Below are 21977 nucleotides of genomic sequence, written 5' to 3' on the forward strand. Positions count from 1 at the left end.
TCGCCGGACACGCTAGTGCATGCCGAGGTAGGGCGCTGGTAACGCCCCACCCCGGTCTCGCGATCTGATCTGGTTAACGACCTGCGAGGAAGCCCAGTAGATCGTGCCTGGTGACCACACCGGCGGGCTTGCCGTCGATGAGCACCAGCGCGCCGTCGGCGCCGGAAAGCGCCTTCATCGCGGAACTCACCTGCTCACCGGCCCCGATGGTCGGCAGCGGCGGCGACATGTGCCTGTCCAGGCGATCCGCCAGCTGCGCCTTGCCGGTGAACAGCGCGTCGAGCAGGTCGCGCTCGTTGACCGCGCCGACCACCTCGGCCGCCATGACCGGCGGTTCCGCGCTGACGACGGGCATCTGGCTGACGCCGAACTCCGAGAGGATGGCCACCGCCTCGGCGACGGTCTCGTTCGGGTGACTGTGCACGAGGCTGGGCAGGCTGCCGCTCTTCTTGGTCAGCACGTCGCCGACCGTGGCGCCGGAGGACTCCGGCGGGAGGAAGCCGTACGACGACATCCAGCCGTCGTTGAACACCTTGGTCAGGTAGCCGCGGCCACCGTCGGGCAGCAGCACGACGATGACGTCTTCGGGGCCGCAGCGCTCGGCGAGCTTCAGCGCGGCCGCGACGGCCATCCCGCACGAGCCGCCGACCAGCAGGCCCTCCTCGAGCGCGAGGCGGCGGGTGATGTCGAACGAGTCGGCGTCGGAGACGGCGATGATCTCGTCGGCGACGCCGCGGTCGTAGGTCTCCGGCCAGAAGTCCTCGCCGACGCCCTCGACCAGGTACGGGCGGCCGGTGCCGCCGGAGTAGACCGAGCCCTCGGGGTCCGCGCCGACGACCTTGACGCGGCCCTCGCTGGCCTCCTTGAGGTAGCGCCCGGTGCCGGAGATGGTGCCGCCGGTGCCGACGCCGGCGACGAAGTGCGTGATCTTGCCTTCGGTCTGCGTCCACAGCTCGGGGCCGGTCGAGTGGTAGTGACTCGCCGGGTTCTCCGGGTTGGCGTACTGGTTCGGCTTCCACGCGCCCTCGATCTCGCGCACGAGCCGGTCGGACACGTTGTAGTACGAGTCGGGGTGCTCGGGCGCGACCGCGGTCGGGCAGACGACCACGCGGGCGCCGTACGCCTTGAGCACGTTGCGCTTGTCCTCGCTGACCTTGTCAGGGCAGACGAACACGCACTTGTACCCCTTGCGCTGGGCGACCATGGCCAGCCCGACACCGGTGTTGCCCGAGGTCGGCTCGACGATCGTGCCGCCGGGCTTGAGCTCACCGGAGCGCTCGGCCGCCTCGATCATGCGCAGCGCGATGCGGTCCTTGACGCTGCCGCCGGGGTTGACGTATTCGACCTTCGCGAGCACCAGGGGCTGTAGCCCTTCGGTGAGCGCGTTCAGCTTGACCAGCGGGGTGTTGCCCACGAGATCGACAATGTGCTCGACGTAATCCACGCCGGACAGCCTACGTGCGGATGGCCGATCCCGGGTGTGAGACGGCTTCCTTTGACCCGCGCGGCCGGGTGGACGAGTATGAGGTGAGCAACCGCTTAGCACGAAGGAGTGTTTCGCCATGCCCGAAGCCGTCATCGTCGCCACCGCGCGATCCCCGATCGGGCGCGCAGGCAAGGGGTCGCTGGTCGACATGCGCCCTGACGACCTCACCGCGCAGATGGTGAAGGCGGCGCTGGCCAAGGTGCCGCAGCTGGACCCCACCGCCATCGAAGACCTCATGCTCGGCTGTGGCCTCCCCGGCGGTGAGTCCGGGTTCAACATGGGCCGCGCGGTCGCCGTCGAACTCGGCTACGACCACCTGCCCGGCTGCACCGTCACCCGCTACTGCTCGTCGAGCCTGCAGACCACCCGGATGGCGCTGCACGCGATCAAGGCAGGCGAGGGTGACGTCTTCATCTCCGCCGGTGTCGAGACGGTTTCACGGTTCGCCAAGGGCAGCTCGGACTCGTGGCCGGACACGCACAACCCGCTCTTCGCCGACGCCGAGGCGCGCACCAAGGCGACCGCCGAGTCCGGCGCCGACAGCTGGACCGACCCGCGGGAGAACGGGAACCTGCCCGACGTCTACATCGCGATGGGCCAGACCGCGGAGAACCTGGCGCGGCTGAAGAACGTCTCGCGCGAGGAGATGGACGAGTTCGGCGTCCGCTCGCAGAACCTGGCCGAGAAGGCCATCGCGGACGGCTTCTGGGCCAAGGACATCACGCCGGTGACGCTGCCCGACGGCACGGTACTGGCGAAGGACGACGGGCCGCGCGCGGGTGTCACGCTCGAAGGCGTTTCCGGGCTGAAGCCGGTGTTCCGCCCCGACGGCCGGATCACCGCGGGCAACTGCTGCGCGCTGAACGACGGCGCGGCCGCGCTGGTCGTCATGTCGGACGTGAAGGCTCGTGAGCTCGGCATCACGCCGCTGGCGCGCGTGGTGTCCACCGGCGTTTCCGGGCTGTCGCCGGAGATCATGGGCTACGGGCCGGTCGAGGCGTCCAAGCGCGCGTTGGCCCGCGCGGGCCTGGGCATCGGCGACATCGACCTGGTCGAGATCAACGAGGCGTTCGCGGCGCAGGTCATCCCGTCGTACAAGGACCTCGGCATCGACATCGACCGGCTGAACGTCAACGGCGGCGCGATCGCGGTCGGCCACCCGTTCGGCATGACCGGCGCGCGGATCACCTCCACGCTGATCAACTCCTTGCAGCACCACGACAAGCAGTTCGGCCTGGAGACCATGTGCGTCGGCGGCGGCCAGGGCATGGCCATGGTCATCGAGCGCCTCAGCTAGCCCACCCGCGATAAAGCCCGCTTTATCCCCGGGGATAAAGCGGGCTTTATCGCGTTCTGGCTAGTGCATGACCACCGGCTGGGGTGCCTCGTGGCCCTCGGGCAGCGCGGGGCGCTTGGCCGGGAGCAGCAGCGCGGGCACCGCGCAGAGCGCGAGCAGGATCAGCGACCACAGGAACGTGGTGCCGAACGCGTCCGCGGCCAGTCCCGTCGCGGCCGCGTGGGTCTGCGGGTTCATGATCGCGGCGGTCGCGGCCAGCTGCCCCTGGCTGGTCGGCACCTCGAACTTCCCGGCGAGCAGCGCCGCCAGGATGATCGACATGACCGCCGAGCCGATGGCGCCCGCCGTCTGCTGGACGATGTTCGTCGCCGTCGACGCGCGGGCCATGTCGGCCGGGGTGAGCGTCTGCAGCGCGGCGGTGGTGATCGGCATCATCGTGCAGCCCATGCCGAGCCCCATCACGAACAGCGCGGCCATCAGCTGCCAGTACGGCGTGGTCGCGCTGACCTGGGTGAACGCGACCAGGCCCGCGACCATCGCCACGATGCCGGGCAGCACGATCTTGCGCGCGCCGATCTTGTCGGCGAGCCTGCCGCCGAGCGGCATGGTCAGCATCGCGCCGAAGCCCTGCGGGGCGAGCAGCAGGCCGGCGTTGAGCGCCGATTCGCCGCGCACCAGCAGGAAGTACGTCGGCAGCAGCAGCATCGCGCCGAAGAACGCGACGCAGAACAACGTCATGGTCGCCATCGCGACCGAGAACGTCCGGTTGGTGAACAGCTTCAGGTCCATCAGCGGGTTGGGCACCTTGAGCGTGCGGAGCACGAAGGCGACCAGCAGCGCGAGACCCGCGAGGCCGGGCAGCCAGACGTCCACGGAGCCGACACCGCCGGCCGCCGGGACGTTCGAGACGCCGTAGAGCAGCGCCGCGAGACCCGGCGAAACCATCAGCATGCCCCAGAAGTCGAAGCGCTCAGCGGGCTCCGGGTTGTCCTTGGGCAGCAACCGCCACGCCAGCAGGATGGTGATGACGCCGATCGGGACGTTGATGTAGAAGATCCAGCGCCAGCTCACCGCGTCGACGAGGTAACCGCCCAGGATCGGGCCGCCGATCGGGCCGAGCAGCATCGGCACGCCGAGCACGGCCATCACGCGGCCGACCCGCTGCGGACCGGCCGCCCTGGTCATGATCGTCATGCCCGCGGGCATCAGCATGCCGCCGCCGAAACCTTGCAGCACACGGAAGATGATCAGCGACTCGACGTTCCAGGACAGCCCGGCGAGCATCGAGCCGATGAGGAACAGGCCGATCGCGATCATGTAGAGACGCTTGGTGCCGAAGCGGTCCGACGCCCAGCCGGTGACCGGGATGACCGTGGCCAGCGCCAGCATGTAGCCCGTCGCGACCCACTGGATGGTGTCGAACGAGGTCTGGAACTCAAGGGTCAGCTTCTGCAGTGCGACGTTCACCACAGTGGTGTCCAGAATGGCCATGATGGCGCCGAGGACGACCACACCGGCGACCTTGAGCACGCCCGCGTCGAGTTTGTCGTTGTCCGGCTGTTGGGAAGACATGCACGTCCGTTCCTGCGGGCGCGGCAGAGCGCACCACGAATTACTGAGAGCCCCCATGGATGTTGTGCACCCACAGTAACCAGGAACTGCTTGCAGACGCCAACGAATTCTCGGAGAACGAACGCGAGCCCGCACGTTCGGGCAGGCTCGCGTTCGCAGCGTGACTCAGCAGACGCTGTCCGTGGGCACCGGGTTGCCCAGCCCGAACAGCGGCCGCAGCTTCAGCCCGATCCAGGTGCCGCCGAGCGCGAAGATCCCCCACAGCCAGCCGTGCAGGCTGCCGACGGAGATCCCGCCGAGGTACGCGCCGATGTTGCAGCCACCGGCCAGCCGCGCGCCGATGCCCATCAGGATCCCGCCGAGCACGGCCGCCAGCGCGGTGCGCCACGGGATCGAGCTGTGGATCTTCCACGCGCCCGCCGCCGCGGCCGCCGCCGCGGCGCCGAGCACGATGCCGATGTCGGTGAGGCTGTTCTTGTCCTTCCAGATGGTGGTCGACAGCGACGCGGCGTTGGCCTTGATCCGCCAGAACTCCCAGGTCTCCGGGTGCAGCCCGAACAGCTGCAGCAGCTTGGCGCCCCACAGGGAGAACGCGCTCGTGATGCCCCAGATCCCGCCGGAGACCAGGTAGACCGCGCCGGCCAGCACACCGAGCACCACCGCGCCGACCAGGATCGGCCACGAGCCGCGAATGATCCGCGCGGCGCCCTTGGCGGTCGGCACGACATCGGTCGGCGGCGGCACGCGGCGCTTCTGCACGGCCCTGGTGGCGAACACGATCACGGCCAGCACGGCGATGGTGATCGCCCACGAGCCGAACCAGCCGACGTGGTCGGACAGCAGCACGCCCTTGATCTGCGGCCAGTCCTTCAGCAGCGGGTACGCGTAGGTGTAGAGCACCGAGCCTGTGATGAACCCGCCGAGGGTCAGCACGATCGTCGACTGCCCGGAGCCGACCGCGAACAGCGTCCCCGACGCGCACGCCCCGCCGAGCTGCATGCCGACCGCGAACAGCAGCGCGCCCACGAACAACGCCAGCCCGATCGGGCCGACGTTCGTCACCGGCGTCGGCTTGCTGCCGAACAGCCCGGCGCCGGTGCCCGCGATCAGCGCGATCAGCGTCGCGGCCGTGCCGAGCAGCAGCGTGTGCGCACGCAGTCCCTGCCCGTTGCCGACCGCGATCAGCTGCCGCCACGCGGAGGTGAACCCGAACCGCGAGTGGAACAACGCGATCCCGAGGCCCAGCCCCAGCAGGAGCAGCACCCCGAACTTGGGGCCGTAACTCGCCCAGACGAACCAGTCGAGGCCGATCGCGAGCACCGTCGCGACGGCCAGCGGCACGACTTTGACGGGGTCCTCCGGCCGCGGCGCGGGCGCGGCGCACGAGGTCGGGAAATTCTTGTCTAGGGAAGGCAGATCGGTCGTCGCGGCCACCAGGACTCCAGGTCTTGATCGAAGTGGGACGATCAAGGTTAGGGCGGCAAATCCCCTGGTCGCAGCTCGTCTCATGGAGTGCGACGACTCCCGTGTGCTGGGACGGCTTGCGCACGAAAAAGCGGGCGCCCGCGAGCGCCCGCTTTCCGTGGCGGTCTTACTTGGTCGCGGCTTTCCAGCACAGCGAAGTCGGCGGGGTCGGGTAGGTGACGAACTTGTCGCCTTCCGTGCCTTCGCAGACGTTTTCGTTGACGGCGGGCTCGACCTTCACGAACTCCACCTCGGCGGTGGGGTCGGTGCAGGCGACCTTCTTGTAGCCCTTGTCGCCGGTGCCGAAGTTCGCGACACAGTCACCGGTCTTGACGTTGATGATCATGCACAGCTTCGCCGACGGCTTGAGCAGCGTCAGCTCCTCGTAGCCCTGCGCGGGGCACTGCGCGGTGCTGCTGTCGAGGCGGACGGCCACCTTGACGTTGGCGGCCGGGTCACCGCAGTCGAGCTTGTGCGGCATGTTGCTGGAGTCGATCTGCTTGAACTCCGAGATGTTCATGCAGTCACCCGCCTGTGCGAGGAACGGCGTGTCCTTGAGCGCCTGGAAGGCGACGACCGCGATGCCGACCGCGCCCAGCACGAGCACGATGATGATCGGCAGGCCGATCTTCAGGAACAGCCGCCGCTTCTTGGGCGGCTGCGCCGGCTCCCCGAACTGGACAGGCGCCCCACCCGGGGGCGGGCCGTAGGGACCCGGCTGACCCACCGGCTGCTGACCCGGCGCCGGCGGAGGAGGAACGCTCACAATGACCTCACGAAGTTAAAGAAGTGTTTGACGAGCGATATTGAACACGGCGTAGCGGATCATGCCCGCGCGGGCCACTCCTTGAGGCGAAACTCATACGGGCGACGCACACCCGGTCACGCACCGTCCACAAAGGCTCAACCCCACCTTGACCTTTCGACCCACCCTGAAAAGGGGTCGTGAGTGTTTAGACCGGTTAGAACCGGCCGTACCACTCACGACCCCTGGTACGCGAAAGCCCCGCCGGGTGGGACCCGGCGGGGCTTCGCGCGTGCGTGGGAGATCAGTCGTTGTTCAGGTAGGACAACAGACGGAGGATCTCGAGGTAGAGCCAGACCAGGGTGGTCATGAGGCCGAAGGCGGCGTACCAGGCCCACTTGGCCGGGAGACCCTCGCGGATCATCTTGTCGGCCATGTCGAAGTCGAGCAGGAAGCAGAACGCGGCGATGCCGATGACGACCAGGCTGAAGACGATCGCCAGGGTGCCGCCGTCGCGCAGGCCCATGTTCACGCCGAACAGGCCGAGCACGAGGTTCATCAGCATGAGGATGACGACACCGGCGACGGCGCCGATGATCCACTTGGTCAGCTTGGGCGTGACCTTGATGGCGCCGGTCTTGTAGACGACCAGCATCGCGACGAACACGCCCGCGGTGCCGAGCAGCGCCTGCAGCGCGATGCCGGGCATGAAGAACTCGAACACGCCGGAGAGCGCGCCGAGGAACACGCCTTCGGCCGCGGAGTAGGCCAGCGTCAGCGGGCCGCTCGCCTTCTGGCCGAACGAGATGATGAGCGAGAGCACGAGTCCGACGACGAGGCCGCCGATCAGCGCGCCGATGAGCGCGCCGGAGAAGCCGGTCACCTTGCCGAAGGCGTTGGTGACCAGCTGGGTCTGCGCCCAGATGGCCGTGATGGCGCCGACGATCAGCGCGAGGCCGAGGCTGAGGCCGGTCTTGACGACGACGTCGTCGACCGTCATCGGCCGGTCGTCACCGCGGTCGGTCGGGGCCTGGGCATAGCCGGGGAAGCCGCCCTCTGGCTGATTGAAGCCCGTGTTGGGCCCGTATTGGCCGTACCCCACGTTGCCTCGCGGCAAGTTGCGGAACGCCGGATTGCTTGTGGAACGCACCTGATCCTCCTGGATCTCCTGGCACCTGCATCGGGACAACGAAGGGGAGGGCCCCGCAGTTCCCGTCGAGTAAAGACGACTTTACTCATATCGGACACCGCCCGTCCCGAAGACACCGTATGTCCTCGGCGACAGCGCCGATCATGACCCCTACTGGTAAACCCGTGAGTAACTTAACCCCGTAGCGGTGTGGTCACGCTGGTCCGTATGCAGCAGAATGCCCTAGGCGTGTCTCTTGGATGTCGTCCGATGAGAGTCGAGATCCAGATGGCCCCTGGCGGTGCCGTGGGATCTCCCTCGTACCGGGTTGTACTCGGGTGATCCCGCGGTGCCGCCAGGGGTCATCTGGGCTCGGCTATCGCGGGCGACATCCAAGAGACACGCCTCAGGACCTGGGCAGCGGCGGAAGGCGAAGCGACATGGCGACTTATCTGGTGACCGGCGCGACCGGACTGATCGGGCGCCACTTCACCCAGCTGCTGCTCGCCCGCGAAGACGTCGACCAGGTCTCGCTCGTCGTCAGGGCGTCCTCTCAGGACAAACTGACCAAGCTGACGAACCAGTGGCCGCACCCCGAGCGCGTCCGGCTCGTCGTCGGCGACCTCAACGAGCCGATGCTCGGCGTGAGCGACGACGCCCGTGAGGACCTGCGCGGCAACGTCGACCACATCGTCCACCTCGCCGCCCTCTACGACATCGAGGCCGACGACGAGACCAGCGTCAAGGCCAACGTCGAGGGCACCCAGCACGTCATCGACCTCGCCGCCGACCTGCGCGCGGGCGTGCTGCACCACATCTCGTCCGTCGCCGTCGCCGGTGACCACGAGGGCATGTACTCCGAGGACGCCTTCGACGTCGGGCAGCGCCTGGTCACCCCGTACCACCGCACGAAGTTCGAGGCCGAGAAGCTCGTCCGCGAGCAGCACGAGGTGCCGTGGCGGGTCTACCGCCCGGCGATCGTGCTCGGGAACTCGCAGTCCGGCGAGATGGACAAGATCGACGGCCCCTACTACCTCTTCCCCGCGATCAGCAGGCTCGCGTCGCTGCCGAACGTGCCGCTGGTCGGGCCGGATCTCGGCGACACGAACGTCGTCCCGGTCGACTACGTGGCCAAGGCACTGCTGGCGCTGGTGAACAAAGACGGTCTCGACGGCCGCACGTTCCACCTGGTCAACCCGGAGCCGCAGCCGGTCGTGTCCGTCTACAACGCCTTCGCGAAGGCCGCGGGCGCGCCGACGATCAGCGGCCAGCTCAACGAGGGCGTCTCCAAGGGCATCGTCTCGCTGGTGAAGCTGAGCGAGCACATCCCCGGCTTCACGATCGCGCGCGACGCCGTGCTCGAGCGCCTCGGCATCCCGCCGGTGCTGCTGGAGACCATGTCGTTCCCGTCGGTGTTCTCGTCGAGCGCGACGCGCAAGGCGCTGGCGGGCACGGACGTCGAGGTCCCGCGCATCGACGACTACGCCGCGACGCTGTGGCGCTACTGGCGTGAGCACCTCGACCCGTTCCGCGCGCGCAAGCACGGCCCGCGCGGTGAGCTCGACGGGCGCCGCGTGATCATCACCGGCGCGTCGTCCGGCATCGGCCGCGCGACCGCGCTGAAGGTCGCCGCGGAAGGCGGCATTCCGCTGCTCGTCGCCCGCCGCCAGCACGAGCTGGAAGAGGTGCGCGACGAGATCATCGCCGCGGGCGGGCACGCTTCGGTCTACCCGGCCGACCTGACCGACGAGGAGTCGGTGCACAAGGCGGTCGACGCCATGCTCGCCGAGCACGGCCGGATCGACATGCTGGTGAACAACGCGGGCCGCTCGATCCGCCGGTCGATCAAGCTTTCCTACGACCGTTTCCACGACTACGAGCGCGCGATGGCCATCAACTACTTCGGCGCGGTCCGCCTCATTCTGGCGGTGCTGCCGCATATGTCCGAGCGCAAGTTCGGGCACATCGTGAACGTGTCGTCGATCGGCGTGCAGGGCATCGCGCCGCGCTTTTCCGCATACGCCGCCTCGAAAGCCGCGCTCGACTACTTCTCGCGGATCGCGGCGACCGAAACGCACGGCGACGGGATCACGTTCACCACGATCCACATGCCACTCGTGCGCACGCCGATGATCCGGCCGACCAAGATCTACGACGCGTTCCCGACGAAGTCGCCGGACCAGGCGGCGGACATGGTGCTCAAGGCGCTCAAGGAGCGCCCGAAGCACATCGGCACGCCGGCGGGCCAGGCCATCGGTCTCGCGTACACGCTGACGCCGGGTCTCACGGATGCGGTGGCGTATCAGGGTTTCCGCATCTTCCCCGACTCCGCGGCGGCGGGCGGCAGCGGCGGGCTGAAGATCGGGCGTGGCGAAATGCACCTGTCCAAGGCGGCGCAGGCACTCGCCAGGCTGAGCCGCGGCTTCCACTGGTGATCTAAGTAACACAGAGCGATGAAGATGCGGCCGAACAGGCGACGGCTTACTGGAGCGGGTGAAAACCGGGTCCTATTTACCCATGCCTGTGGCCGATAACAGCGGGTGCGCAGGTACCGTCGTCGCCATGGTTTCCGAGCGCGACAACGGCCTGCTTCCGCTACGCCGCGAATACGCACACGCGTGGCAAGGATTCGACCGGAACGAGGTCCGTCAGTACCTGGATCATCTCGAAGCGCATCTGCGGCGGATCGTCACCGATCGGGATGCCGCGATGGCGCAGGCGAGCACTTTGTCGCGCGAGCTGGAAAACGCCAGACGTGAATTGGCCAAGGCGACTTCCCGCATCGAAGAGCTCATGAAGCCGCCGGAGCGGCTCGAGGATCTCGACGAGCGCATGCAGCGCACCGTGCAGCTCGCGCACGCGCGAGCCGACGAGATCACTACTCGCGCGCAGTCGGCGGCGGAGAAGACCTGGGCCGAGTCGACGGAGGCCTCGACCAAGCTCCGAGACCGCTACACCAAGCTGGTCGAGGCGCTCGAGGTGCACGCCGACGCGCTCCACAGCGAGCACGAGGCCGCGCTCACCAGCACCCGCGCCGAGGTCAAGAAGGTCACCCTCGAAGCGGCCCAGCGCCGCGAAGAGCTCGACAAGGCCGCCGAGACGAAGCGCCGCAAGATCGAGACCGAGTTCGAGGCCTCGATGGCGGCCCAGCGCGCCGCGCTCGAAAAGCACATCGCCGACCAGAGCACGGCGAGCAAGAACCAGGCGGAGCGCCGGATCGCGGAGGCGACGGCCGAAGCGAAGCGCCGCGTCGACGAAGCCACCGCGGAAGCCAAGCGGCGCGTCGACGAGGCGACCACCTCGGCCGCCCAGACCACGAACGCGGCCGCCCGCAAGGTCGAGCGTCTCGCGGAACTCCGTGAGAAGGCCCGCGCGAGCCTGCGCGAAGCCGACGAGGTCCTCAAGCAGAGCGAAGCGACGCTGCAGCCGCTGAAGGAAGAGTCGACGATCGCGGCCGCCTCGAAGCTGGTCGGCGCCGAGCCGGTCAAACCGGCGCCCGCCAAGCCGAAGCCGTCCCCGGAGCCCAAGGCGAACGGCCACAAGCCCGCGCCCGAGCCCGCCAAGGCCTGAGCGTCGTGAGTGTTGCCGACGGTTCTATTGAGGGGAAGGGCAAATATGGCGTGCGTCGGTCTGGCTGACGAGGTCACGTCGCGAGGCCCGGACGTGCCGTGAGTGGCTGAACGAGGGGTTCCCCTGCTGCGTTGGGTGCAGCGGGGGAACCCCTCGTTCACGATCTGGCCAGGCGAGGGCAAGGGGTCGTGAGTGGTTAGACCGGTTAGAACCGGCCGTACCACTCACGACCCCCATGACTCGCCCGCCACGTGTGGTCGCTGCGCCAGGTGGGATGGCGTGAACGCCTCGTTCGCGACGTTGAACGTTGCGAACGAGGCGTTCACGTCGTCTCGCTGGTGAACTACACCCGATTTCGTGTCCACCATGGACGCCAGACGCGAAATGTGGTGGTCCGCTATGTCCTATTCGCGCGGTTTTGCTGGAGTCTGAGACGTGACGAAGGGGGCCCATGTCACGCTCAGCGTTACAAGGGTGGCCTTTGTGTGGTTCAGCCGCGCCCGAGCGCAAGACGCCACATTGGCCTTCCGCTCAATAACCGTCGGCAACACTCACGACTCCTTGGTCCTGGGCCAGGGTTTGCGGGACTCGATCTGCGCGGCGATGCCGAGCAGACGCGCTTCGCCGCCGGGTGCGGCCACGAGTTGCACGCCGAGCGGCAAGCCAGAGGAGTGGCGGCCCGCCGGGACGGACATCGCCGGGTAGCCTGCCAGGTTCCACAGTCCCGCGAAGGGCGCGACGCGCATCGCCGGGATCGCGTTGGCGAGCCAGGAGCGTTCGTGCCAGCGGCCGGCGCGAGGCGGGAGGGTCGCCAGCGACGGGGTGACCAGGATGTCGTGGTCGGCGAAGAACTCCTCCGCGCGGGTGAGCCAGTTGAACTTGGTCTCTTCGCGGATGCGGCCCGCGCGGACCATCGCGCGCCCGAACCGCAGATGGGTGCGCGTGCGTGGTTGCAGGCGAGCCGGGTGGAAGTCGTGGGCTTGCAGCTGCGGGCCGGCGAACCAGCGGGCGAGGATGCCGCCGACGGCCGCGACGCCGTAGCGCGGGGTGGCGTGTTCGACGGTGTGGCCCGCGGCCGAGAGCAGCTTGCCGATCTCGTCGACCGGTGCGGTGAGCTGACGCGGGACCGGGGCCCTGGTCAGCGGAACCCGCGTCGACAAAGCGATCCGGAGGTCGCGGGGCGGCTTGACCTCGGCCAGTGACGGGTCGTCGGCGAGCACCGAGAGCAGCAGCGCCGCGTCGGCGACCGTGGTGGCGAGCGGGCCGTGGGTGGACATGCCGAACCAGCCCGCGTCGCCGGGGGTGGAGATCACGCCGTAGCCGGGTTTGACGCCGACGAGGCCGCACATCGCCGCGGGCAGGCGGATCGAGCCGAGGCCGTCGCTGCCGTGCGCGATCGGGACCAGGCCCGCCGCCACCGCGGCCGCGCTGCCGCCCGACGAGCCGCCCGAGGTGCGCGAGGGGTCCCAGGGGTTGCGAGCGACGCCGTCGGCGGTGTCGCTGAACGGCCAGATACACAGCTCGGGCACGCGCGCGATGCCGACGATCACGGCGCCTGCGCGACGCAGGCGGCGGACGATCACGTCGTCGGCGGGCATCGGCTCGCGGCCGCCCGCCGCCGAGCCCCATTCGACGTATTCGCCGCCTATTTCGGAAACGTCCTTGACCGCGACCGGCACCCCGGCCAGCGGCAAATCGGCCATATCGTCCCGCTGAGCGAGCAATTCCGCTTCGGCGAGAGCTTCAGCGGCCCGCACTTTCCGGAACGCGCCGACCAGGCCGTCCGCCGCCGCTATCCGCGCCAGTGCCTCCTTGGTGACCTGAACCGGGTCGATTTCCTTCGCACGCACCGCTTCCGCGAGCTCCACTGCCGTCAACGCCATGATCGCAGCTAACTACGAAACGGCCGCGCGGGGAAGACAGGTCACCCGTGCCCTGAATTGTCCAAGAAATCCGGTTCCACAAAGGATCATCGGTGCGGTATTGACGCACAGCGTGACCCGAACCTACCGTTTCTCTTCGTTAGTAAAGTTTCCTAACCGACGGAGGCTGATATGCGCAGATTCCGGGTCGCCGCCATGGCGATCGCGATTGCCGTCAGTTATCTCGTGCTGCCCACGGCACCCGCGACCGCGGCGACGACCACCTACCAGGCCGAGAACGCCACCATCACCCAAGGCGTCGTCGAGGCCAACCACGCCGGCTTCACCGGCACCGGATTCGTCAACTACGACAACGTGACCGGCTCGTCCGTCCAGTGGTCGATCACCGTCCCGGCAGGCAGCACCTCACTCGTGCTCCGGTACGCGAACGGGACCACGACCAGCCGTCCGATGACGATCGCGATCGACGGCGCCACCGCCGCGACCCCGTCCTTCGCGGGCACCGGCGCCTGGACGACCTGGACCACTGCGACCGTCACCGCCACGCTCACCGCGGGCACGCACACCGTGCGGGCCACCGCCACCACGGCCAACGGCGGCCCGAACGTCGACGAGCTCACCGTCACCGACGCCGGCGATCCCGGCCCACCGGGCACCGGCGCGCCGACCGCCGCCGAACTGCTCGCGAAGGTGACCTCCTGCAGCCAGATCTCCAGCGGTCTGTACAAAACGGACAGTGAGACCGGCAAGACGATCCCGGTGTGCGGCAAGAACGGCGCCGTGTTCTACAAGGCCGACATGGACATCGACTGCGACGGCCAGCGCACCTCGCAGTGCAACGAGAACACCGACTGCTGCTTCCAGCCGGACACCGCGTTCCACCAGTCCGACGGCAAGCCGCTGAACGCGGCGACGCTGCCGTACGTGGTCGTGCCCAGCTCCAGCAGCACCTGGGACTACACCAAATTCGGCATCCAGGGCGGCGGTGTCGTCGCGGTGATCTACAACAACCAGGTGCTCTACGCCGTGGTCGGCGACACCGGGCCGAGTTCGATCATCGGCGAGGCCTCGTACGCCACGGCCAAGGCGCTGGGCATCAACCCCGACCCCAGCAACGGCGGCACCGACTCCGGCGTCACCTACATCTACTTCAAGAACTCCAAGATCTCCCCCATCGAAAACCACGCGAAGGCGACCACGACCGGCGAACAGCTGGCGCGCACCTTCATCAACAACAACTGACCGTCGGGATAAAGCGGGCTTTACTCCGCGGAGTAAAGCCCGCTTTATCCCTGAGTCCTTTCGCCCCATCACATCGTTCGATCTCCCCCGTTGGCATGACATCGTTGTCCGAAAGCCGACAGGCTTACCCGGAGCACCTTGACTCCCTTGTGCCACAGGGATTCCCCTGGTTCACCCCACCGGAGGTGAAGGGCGGACGAAATGGCCTCATCCCTGTCGCGCACACTCGCCGTGGCGGTTCTCGTCACCGGCATCCTCAACCCCGCCACGGCGAACGCCGCCGCCGTGACCGATCCGGCGTCCGTGGTGAATCCCTTCATCGGCACCACGAACTACGCCGACGACTTCCCCGGCGCCGACGCGCCGTTCGGCATGGTCCAGTGGAGCCCGGACACGCCGAGCCGTCCCGACGGCGGCGGGTACGACTACCAGGACTCGACCATCACCGGGTTCAGTTTGACCCATATGTCCGGCCCTGGCTGCGGTGCGAACGGGGACGTCCCGATCATGCCGACCACCGGGGCGATCAACACCGGCGCGACCGCCGGTTTCGCGCACAGCGCCGAATCCGCCGACGCCGGGTACTACTCGGTCGGCCTGAACACCGGCATCAAGACCGAGCTGACGGCGACGACCCGGTCCGGAATGGGCCGGTTCACCTTCCCCTCGACCGCGAACGCCAACCTGATCTTCAAGCTCAACGGCAGCCAGAACGGCACCTTCGGGACCAACTGGCAGGTCGTGAGCAACACCGAAGTGTCCGGTTCGGTCACTTCGGGGCATTTCTGCGGTGCGGCCAACACCTACACCGTCTACTTCGACATGGTCTTCGATCAGCCGTTCACCTCCAGCGGCAGCACCGCGGGCCCGAACGCGGGGTACGTCACCTTCAACACCACGGCCAATCAGGTCGTGCAGGCCAAGGTCGGCGTTTCCTATGTCTCCAAGGCGAACGCGGTCGCGAACCGGGTCGCCGAGAACCCTGGCTGGAACTTCGCCGCGACCCGCCAGGCCACCCACACCGCGTGGAACGGGCTGCTCGGCCGGATCCAGATCACCGGCGGGACCGCCGCCCAGCAACGCGTCTTCTACACCGCGCTGTATCACGCGTTGCTGCATCCCAACGTCTTCTCCGACACCAACGGCCAGTACGTCGGCTTCGACAAACAGCTCCACACCGTCCCCAGTGGACACGCGCAGTACGCCAACTTCTCCGGCTGGGACACTTACCGGACGCAGGCGCAGCTTTCCGCGCTCGTCGCGCCACACGAGTCCAGCGACGCCGCGCAGTCCATGGTCAACGACTACGCGCACAGCGGCATGCTCCCGAAATGGGCGCAGAACAACGGCGAAAGCTATGTCATGGTCGGCGATCCGGGCACCGCGATCATCGCGAGCTATCACGCGTTCGGCGCGCGTGACTTCGACACCACCGCCGCGCTCACCGCGATGGTCAAGGAAGCCGGCACCACCAACAACATCCGGCCGGGGCTGAATTACCTGACCAGCCATGGTTACTTGCCCAGCAACGGTTCCTACGGCTGCTGCAACTTCTACGGTCCCGTCGCCACGCAGCTCGAATACGACAGCGCGGACTTCGCGTTGTCCGCGTTCGCGGGCGCGCTCGGCGACACGGCGAACCAGAACAAGTTCGCCACCAAGGCGCAGAACTGGCGCAACACGTTCAACCCGGCCAGCGGTTTCATGCAGCCCAGGCTCCTCAATGGAGCGTGGGCGGCCGGGTTCAATCCCAGCAGTGGCAGCAACTTCGTGGAAGGCTCATCCTGGCAGTACACCGGGATGGTCCCGTTCAACGTCGCGGGACTGGCCGCGGCCAAGGGCGGCAACGCGGCGATGATCTCCTATTTGGACAGTGTGCTGACCTCGTTCGACGGCGCCGGCGGCAGCCGGTCCGACATGGGCAACGAGCCGAGCCTGTACCTGCCGTGGGAGTACGACTACGTCGGCCAGCCGTACAAGACCCAGCAGATCGTGCGGAAGATCCAGAACCAGATCTGGACCGACACACCCGGCGGGCTCGCCGGCAACGACGATCTCGGCGAGATGAGCGCCTGGTACGTGTTCTCCGCGCTCGGCATGTATCCGGAGACGCCGGGCACCGCAGACCTCGCGCTGGGCAGCCCGCTGTTCACACAGGCCGTTCTCACCCTGCCGACCGGCAACACGCTGACGATCAACGCGCCGTCGGCCGCCACCACCGCGCCGTACGTGCAGAGCGCGAGCTGGAACGGCGCCGCGTGGAACAACGCCTATCTCCCCAAGGGGGCGATCAGCGGCGGCGGCACGATGACGTTCAACCTGGGCACGGCGGCCAACACCTCGTGGGCGAGCGCGCCGTCGGCGGCTCCGCCTTCGTACGGCGGCAGTAGCAATGTCGTGACGGTGACGAGTCCTGGCGACCAGGTTTCGGACGTCGGCGCGTCGGTCGATCTCCAGATCGCCGCGAAGGATTCGGCGCCGGGCCAGACGTTGACCTTCAGTGCGACCGGGCTGCCCGCCGGGCTGACGATCAGCTCATCCGGACTGATTTCGGGGACCACTTCCGCCGCTGGCCGGTTCAGCGCGGTGGTCACCGCGGCGGACGGGACGGGCGCGTCGGGCTTCACGTCATTCGGCTGGCGGGTCGGGACGAGCGCGGGGGTCGGGCCGATCGTGTCCGGGGTGTCGCCGGACCTGTGCGCCGACGACAACAACTCCGGCACGGCCAACGGGACCAAGATCCAGATCTGGGCCTGCAACGGCACGAACGCTCAACTGTGGACGGTCGCGGGCAGCACACTGCAGGTGCTGGGCAAGTGCATGGACGTCTCGAATTCCGGCACCGCCAACGGCACGAAGGTGCAGCTGTGGGACTGCAACGGCACCGGCGCGCAGGTCTGGGAGAGCGACGGCGGCGCGTTGCGGAACCCGCAATCCGGGCGCTGCCTCGATGATCCGGGGTCGAGCACCACGCAGGGCACGCAGCTGCAGATCTACGACTGCAACGGCACCAACGCCCAGAACTGGACCCTGCCCTAACGGGGTCGTGAGTGTTCCGGCCGGTTATTTGAGGGAAACGCAAAGGTGGCGTGATCGTCGGCTCGGCGTGGGGTCGTGAGTGGTACGGCCGGTTCTATTTGGGCGGAAACCCAAACGTGGCGTGATGGGCGTGAGTGCGACTTGCTGAGAATCAGCGGCCGCAGGTCTGACGGAGTTGCTTTGGGGACACCTGACGGCCCACAAGCAACTCCGTTGGCCCATGCTCGCCGACTCCTCGACCACGCCACCTCGGACCTACCGCTCAAATAGAACCGGCCGGAACACTCACGACCTATCCTGGCCCGATGCGGATGATCGGGTTGCTGGGCGGGATGAGCTGGGAGAGCAGCGCGGAGTACTACCGGCTGCTCAACGAGCTGGTGCGCGACCGGCTCGGCGGGCTGCACTCGGCGCGCTGCGTGCTGACGTCACTCGACTTCGCGGAGATCGAACGGCTCCAGGCCGAAGCACGCTGGGACGAGGCGGGCGAACTTCTCGCCGACGCCGCGCGCGGGCTCGAAAAGGCGGGCGCCGACGTGGTTCTGTTGTGCACGAACACGATGCACAAGGTGGCCGGTGCCGTCGAGGCCGCGATCGACGTCCCGTTCCTGCATCTCGCCGACGCCACGGCGCGGGCGGTGACCGCGGCGAAGCTCGCCACGGTCGGGCTGCTCGGCACCGCGTTCACGATGGAGCAGGACTTCTACCGGGACCGGCTCGCGCGGCACGGGTTGACCATGCTCGTCCCGGACGCGCGAGATCGCGCTTTCGTGCACCGCGTAATCTACGAAGAACTCTGCCTCGGCGTCGTCCGGGAAGACTCACGCGAGGGTTATCGGGAGATCATCGGCAGACTGGTCGCCGGCGGCGCCGAAGGCGTGATCCTCGGCTGCACCGAGATCGAGCTGCTCGTCTCCGCCGAAGACAGCCCGGTTCCGGTCTTCCCGACCACCCGGCTGCACGCCGAGGCGGCGGTGGCCTTCGCACTCGAAGAATGAACGAAAGCATGGGGGACATGACACTCACCGGCGCGATCGCGCTCCCGGACGGCACACTGATCCGCGGCCGGGGGCGCCGCGAAGAGTTTCCATCGGGCCCGTTGCCCGACTACGGCTTGTACCTGGGCCGCGATCCGGACGCGCCCAGGCGGTTCAGCCTGCGGAGCCGCCAGGCCTGGCGTCCCGGCTGGCCGTCGACCTGGCTCGACTGGCCGGATTTCCGCGTTCCGCGTGACAACGCCACGGCGTTCGCGGAGATCGGCCGCGCCTACGCACGCGCGCGGGCGGGCGAGCAGGTCGAGGTGGCGTGCGTCGGCGGGACCGGCCGGACCGGCACGGTCATCGCCTGTATGGCCGTGCTCGCCGGCTGCCCGGGAGACGAGGCGCTGGCGTGGACGCGGGAGCACTACCGGCCGCGCGCGGTCGAAACCCCGGGGCAACGGCGGTGGATCGGCTGGTTCGCGACCCGGCTCGATGACGGCGGGGAGATCGAGCCGGGCCACGCGTCCGATGTCTAGGGCGTGTCCTGGTCGGCCTGTTGGTCCTGCGTCAACAACGGACGCCTGATCAGCGCAGTCGACGTTTTGGCGGTGCCGCCGCCGGATTCGCCGACCTAGATTCAAGCGGTGAAATTAGACGTCTTCACCGAGATCCAGGACCCCGGACCGAGACAGGCCGAGCAGGAGCACGCGCGCTTCACGCAGGCCATCGAACAGGCGAGGCTGGCCGACGAGCTCGGCTACGGCTGCTGGTGGCAGGTCGAGCACCACGGCGCGGACGACTTCAGCCTGTCGTCCGCGCCCGAACTGCTGCTCGCGGCCATCTCCCAGCAGACGAGCCGGATCAGGCTCGGCCATTCGGCCGTGCTGGCCCCGGCCAAGTTCAATCACCCGATCCGCATCGCCGAGCGCGCGGCCACCCTCGATCATCTGAGCAACGGGCGCCTGGAAATGGGGCTGACCCGCTCCACCATCCCGGAATGGCGGCTGTTCGGCATCGACCCCGCCGACGCGCGCACGCAGACGCAGCAGGCGTTCGAGATGGTGCCGCGCATGTGGACGGAGGAGCGTTTCTCGTACCAGAGCGAGTTCTTCGACATCCGCGACGTGCCGGTGCGCCCCAAGCCCGTCCAGTCGCCGCATCCGCCGCTGTGGCAGGCGGCCGCCAGCCCGCCCGCGTTCGAGGAGGCGGGCAAGCGTGGCGTCGGCGTGCTCGGGACCACGCTGTGGGAGCCGCTGGAACGGGTCCGCCGCCTGATCGGCCTCTACCGTGACGCGTCCGCGGCCTGCCGGAACCCGGTGGGCGCGGTCCAGAACGAGCAGGTCGCCTTCTTCACGTTCGTGCACTGCGCGGACACCGACGAGGAAGCCATGCGCCACGGCGCGGCGACCGCTGCGGCCTGGTACACGGTGAAGGCGTTGACCTTCTTCGACGCCAAGACCATGTTCCTGGAGTCGATGGCGCGCGGCGAGGAGGCGATGAAGGACCCGGCGAACCTCACCGGGCAGTTCGTCCGCGACGACCTCACGGCCGCGCCGACCGAGGCGCAGCTCGTCATCGGCAGGCTGCTCGAAGGCGAGCAGGTGCCGGACGAGGAGATCTTCGAGGCGCTGAACGAGCAGGACTCGCTGATCGTCGGCAGCCCGGACACCTGCCGGAAGAAGCTGCGCGCGTACGCGGATCTCGGTGTCGACCGGCTGATGTGCTTCCACCAGGTCGGCGCGCTGCCGCATGATCAGGTCATGAAGAGCATGCGCCTGATCGGCGAGCTGATCCCGGAATTCGCCTCATGACCGGCACCGCGCTGGTGCGCCGCCCCAGCACCCGGCTCGCCGAGGGGCTGGTCACGCACATCGACCGGGTGCCGGTCGACTTCGACCTGGCGGTCAAGCAGCACGACGCCTATCGCGCGGCGCTCGAAGCGGCGGGCTGGACCGTCCGCGACGTCGACGTCGCCGAGGAGCATCCCGACTCGGTGTTCATCGAGGATGCCCTGATCGTCTGCGGCGACCTGGCGATCCTGCCGACGTCGGGCGCGCCGGAGCGGCGGGGTGAGCGAGCGGGCGCCGAGCGCGCGGCCCGTGACCTCGGGCTGCGGATCGCGTCGATCGACGGTTCCGGCACCCTCGACGGCGGTGACGTGCTCCAGGTGGGCGACAAGGTCTACGTCGGACGCGGCGGCCGCACCAACGCCGACGCCGTGCGGCAGCTGCGTGCGCTCGTGGCGCCGCTCGGCCGGACAGTGGTCCCGGTGGCGTTGCGCGGTGTGCTGCATTTGAAATCGGCCGTCACGGCATTGCCGGACGGCACTTTCGTCGCGTTGCCGGACCATCTCGAACCCGGCGTTTTTCCGGCTTTCCGTCCGGTGATCGAAGAAGGCGGCTGCCACGTTGTACTACTCGGCGGAGATTCGGTATTGATCAGCGCGAGCGCGCCGCGCACGGCCGATTATCTGACCGATCTCGGATTCGACGTGCACACGGTCGACATCAGCGAATTCGAGAAACTCGAAGGCTGCGTGACCTGTCTCAGCGTCCTCGTGTGAGAAATGCCCGGGTGTCGCCACCCGGGCATTTCGGCTACAGGAAGCGGAACGACTCGGCACGGTCGCCCGCGCCCTGGACGTTCAGGTTCAGCTGTGAGCGGTCCCAGCGTCCGATGCCGACACTGCATCCCGGGTTGTCGTAAAGGATGAGCTCGCGCCCTCCGCTGATCACGAACGAGGACGTCCGGTTCCGGAAGTGCGCGGGAATGTCGACGCACTGGTTCGCCGCGCCGGAAATACCCAGCTGCCCCTGATCGGGGTTCCAGTCGATATTGTCGTACAGTCCGGCGCTTCCCTGAATGGAAACGTCGGCGCCGGCGGGCGTGAACCCGCCGAAGACACTCACCATCGCGGCGGCGACGCCGAGCATCGCCGCTTTCTTCGTCGTCTTCATCTTCGAATCTCCTGTCGGCGGACAACAGTTCGCAGAGAGTTGGCCAATTCCCCGTGCTGACGAACGTAACGAGCCGACCGGCCGATAAGCAAGAACCTTTATAAAGTCTCCTACCATTTCAGGCATGCTTGAAACAGCGACGTGCCGGGAGTGGTTCCCCGCCACTCCCGGCACGTCATCCCCCCTTGCGCACCGGAGTCCCCTCAGCGCCCGGTGCTGGTCACGGTGTCCACGGTCCGCACATAAGAGACCTGGACGACCGGCACGGGCTCGTCGACCGCCGTGCCGAAGCCGACCGCCCATGCCGTGCTGAACGCGAGGCCGAGCAGCGACAGCGCGACACTCGCCATCGAAAGCCGCGCGTCGCCCACGATCCCCTTGGTGGCGCGGGCGAGCCCGACCGCGGAGAGCACGAGCCCGACCACGACCAGCGGTGAGAGCGCCAGTCCGGCCAGGCCGAACAGGAGGCCGGTGGCGGCGGGGCGTCGCGGGGTCTGCTGCTTGGTCACGGGGGCTTCCTTTCAGCTGCGGTGAGCTGAGAGCAGACAACCAGCGGACCCGGGGTTCCCGCGTCGTACTCGGCGCGCAGACCCGTTACGACTAAAGTCGTCAC

General features: G+C 68.1%; 17 protein-coding genes. 9 read left to right on the top strand and 8 right to left on the bottom strand.

Going from position 1 to position 21977, the window contains the following annotated elements:
• Window positions 1-73: 73 nt before the first annotated feature.
• Complete coding sequence (locus tag AB5J62_RS36535) at window positions 74-1444, bottom strand: cystathionine beta-synthase (RefSeq protein WP_370944596.1); 1371 nt, start codon at window positions 1442-1444, stop codon at window positions 74-76.
• Between the two features lie 118 nt (window positions 1445-1562).
• On the opposite strand from AB5J62_RS36535, the gene AB5J62_RS36540 reads away from it, so the two are divergent.
• Window positions 1563-2783, top strand: coding sequence for an acetyl-CoA C-acetyltransferase (locus AB5J62_RS36540; protein ID WP_370944597.1), 1221 nt, complete (start codon window positions 1563-1565; stop codon window positions 2781-2783).
• Between the two features lie 60 nt (window positions 2784-2843).
• On the opposite strand, the gene AB5J62_RS36545 is transcribed toward AB5J62_RS36540, so the two are convergent.
• From AB5J62_RS36545 to AB5J62_RS36560, 4 genes are all read right to left on the bottom strand, one after another.
• The gene (locus tag AB5J62_RS36545) at window positions 2844-4355 is read right to left on the bottom strand and encodes a DHA2 family efflux MFS transporter permease subunit (RefSeq protein ID WP_370944598.1); all 1512 of its coding nucleotides are present in this window, start codon (window positions 4353-4355) and stop codon (window positions 2844-2846) included.
• A gap of 165 nt (window positions 4356-4520) precedes the next feature.
• Window positions 4521-5789 carry a YeeE/YedE family protein gene (locus AB5J62_RS36550; RefSeq protein ID WP_370944599.1) on the bottom strand — a complete coding sequence of 423 codons (1269 nt, stop codon included), beginning with the start codon at window positions 5787-5789 and terminating at the stop codon, window positions 4521-4523.
• A 157-nt stretch (window positions 5790-5946) separates the two neighbouring features.
• Window positions 5947-6585: a hypothetical protein gene (locus AB5J62_RS36555; protein ID WP_370944601.1), complete on the bottom strand. Its 639-nt coding sequence runs from the start codon at window positions 6583-6585 to the stop codon at window positions 5947-5949.
• A gap of 283 nt (window positions 6586-6868) precedes the next feature.
• The gene (locus tag AB5J62_RS36560) at window positions 6869-7714 is read right to left on the bottom strand and encodes a Bax inhibitor-1/YccA family protein (protein WP_370944602.1); all 846 of its coding nucleotides are present in this window, start codon (window positions 7712-7714) and stop codon (window positions 6869-6871) included.
• Between the two features lie 419 nt (window positions 7715-8133).
• On the opposite strand from AB5J62_RS36560, the gene AB5J62_RS36565 reads away from it, so the two are divergent.
• Both AB5J62_RS36565 and AB5J62_RS36570 read left to right on the top strand, forming a co-directional pair.
• Complete coding sequence (locus AB5J62_RS36565) at window positions 8134-10128, top strand: SDR family oxidoreductase (RefSeq protein ID WP_370944603.1); 1995 nt, start codon at window positions 8134-8136, stop codon at window positions 10126-10128.
• Between the two features lie 127 nt (window positions 10129-10255).
• Complete coding sequence (locus tag AB5J62_RS36570; RefSeq protein ID WP_370944605.1) at window positions 10256-11263, top strand: cell division protein DivIVA; 1008 nt, start codon at window positions 10256-10258, stop codon at window positions 11261-11263.
• A gap of 551 nt (window positions 11264-11814) precedes the next feature.
• Here AB5J62_RS36570 and AB5J62_RS36575 read toward each other — a convergent pair.
• Window positions 11815-13146 carry an amidase family protein gene (locus tag AB5J62_RS36575; protein WP_370944607.1) on the bottom strand — a complete coding sequence of 444 codons (1332 nt, stop codon included), beginning with the start codon at window positions 13144-13146 and terminating at the stop codon, window positions 11815-11817.
• A 171-nt stretch (window positions 13147-13317) separates the two neighbouring features.
• On the opposite strand from AB5J62_RS36575, the gene AB5J62_RS36580 reads away from it, so the two are divergent.
• The 6 genes from AB5J62_RS36580 to ddaH all read left to right on the top strand — a co-directional run bounded on the left by AB5J62_RS36580 (window position 13318) and on the right by ddaH (window position 20970).
• Window positions 13318-14388: a glycoside hydrolase family 75 protein gene (locus AB5J62_RS36580; protein WP_370944609.1), complete on the top strand. Its 1071-nt coding sequence runs from the start codon at window positions 13318-13320 to the stop codon at window positions 14386-14388.
• A gap of 201 nt (window positions 14389-14589) precedes the next feature.
• Window positions 14590-17427, top strand: a complete 2838-nt coding sequence (locus tag AB5J62_RS36585; RefSeq protein WP_370944610.1) for a lectin — start codon at window positions 14590-14592, stop codon at window positions 17425-17427.
• Between the two features lie 305 nt (window positions 17428-17732).
• The gene (locus AB5J62_RS36590) at window positions 17733-18425 is read left to right on the top strand and encodes an aspartate/glutamate racemase family protein (RefSeq protein WP_370944612.1); all 693 of its coding nucleotides are present in this window, start codon (window positions 17733-17735) and stop codon (window positions 18423-18425) included.
• Between the two features lie 8 nt (window positions 18426-18433).
• A complete protein-coding gene (locus AB5J62_RS36595) occupies window positions 18434-18943 on the top strand; it encodes a protein-tyrosine phosphatase family protein (RefSeq protein WP_370944613.1) in 510 nt (169 codons plus the stop codon).
• A 108-nt stretch (window positions 18944-19051) separates the two neighbouring features.
• The gene (locus AB5J62_RS36600; RefSeq protein ID WP_370944615.1) at window positions 19052-20218 is read left to right on the top strand and encodes an LLM class flavin-dependent oxidoreductase; all 1167 of its coding nucleotides are present in this window, start codon (window positions 19052-19054) and stop codon (window positions 20216-20218) included.
• Window positions 20215-20970 (top strand): dimethylargininase, encoded by a 756-nt coding sequence (gene ddaH, locus AB5J62_RS36605; protein ID WP_370944616.1) that lies wholly within the window; start codon window positions 20215-20217, stop codon window positions 20968-20970. The genes AB5J62_RS36600 and ddaH overlap by 4 nt, the downstream gene beginning before the upstream one ends.
• A 34-nt stretch (window positions 20971-21004) precedes the next feature.
• Here the strand turns inward: ddaH and AB5J62_RS36610 are convergent, their stop codons facing one another.
• Both AB5J62_RS36610 and AB5J62_RS36615 read right to left on the bottom strand, forming a co-directional pair.
• Complete coding sequence (locus AB5J62_RS36610; RefSeq protein ID WP_370944617.1) at window positions 21005-21364, bottom strand: hypothetical protein; 360 nt, start codon at window positions 21362-21364, stop codon at window positions 21005-21007.
• A gap of 203 nt (window positions 21365-21567) precedes the next feature.
• On the bottom strand, window positions 21568-21873 hold the full coding sequence (locus AB5J62_RS36615; RefSeq protein WP_370944618.1) for a hypothetical protein: 306 nt from the start codon (window positions 21871-21873) through the stop codon (window positions 21568-21570).
• Window positions 21874-21977: the final 104 nt, after the last annotated feature.

Origin of the sequence: Amycolatopsis sp. cg5 (genome assembly GCF_041346955.1) — a bacterium.
GTDB lineage: Bacteria > Actinomycetota > Actinomycetes > Mycobacteriales > Pseudonocardiaceae > Amycolatopsis.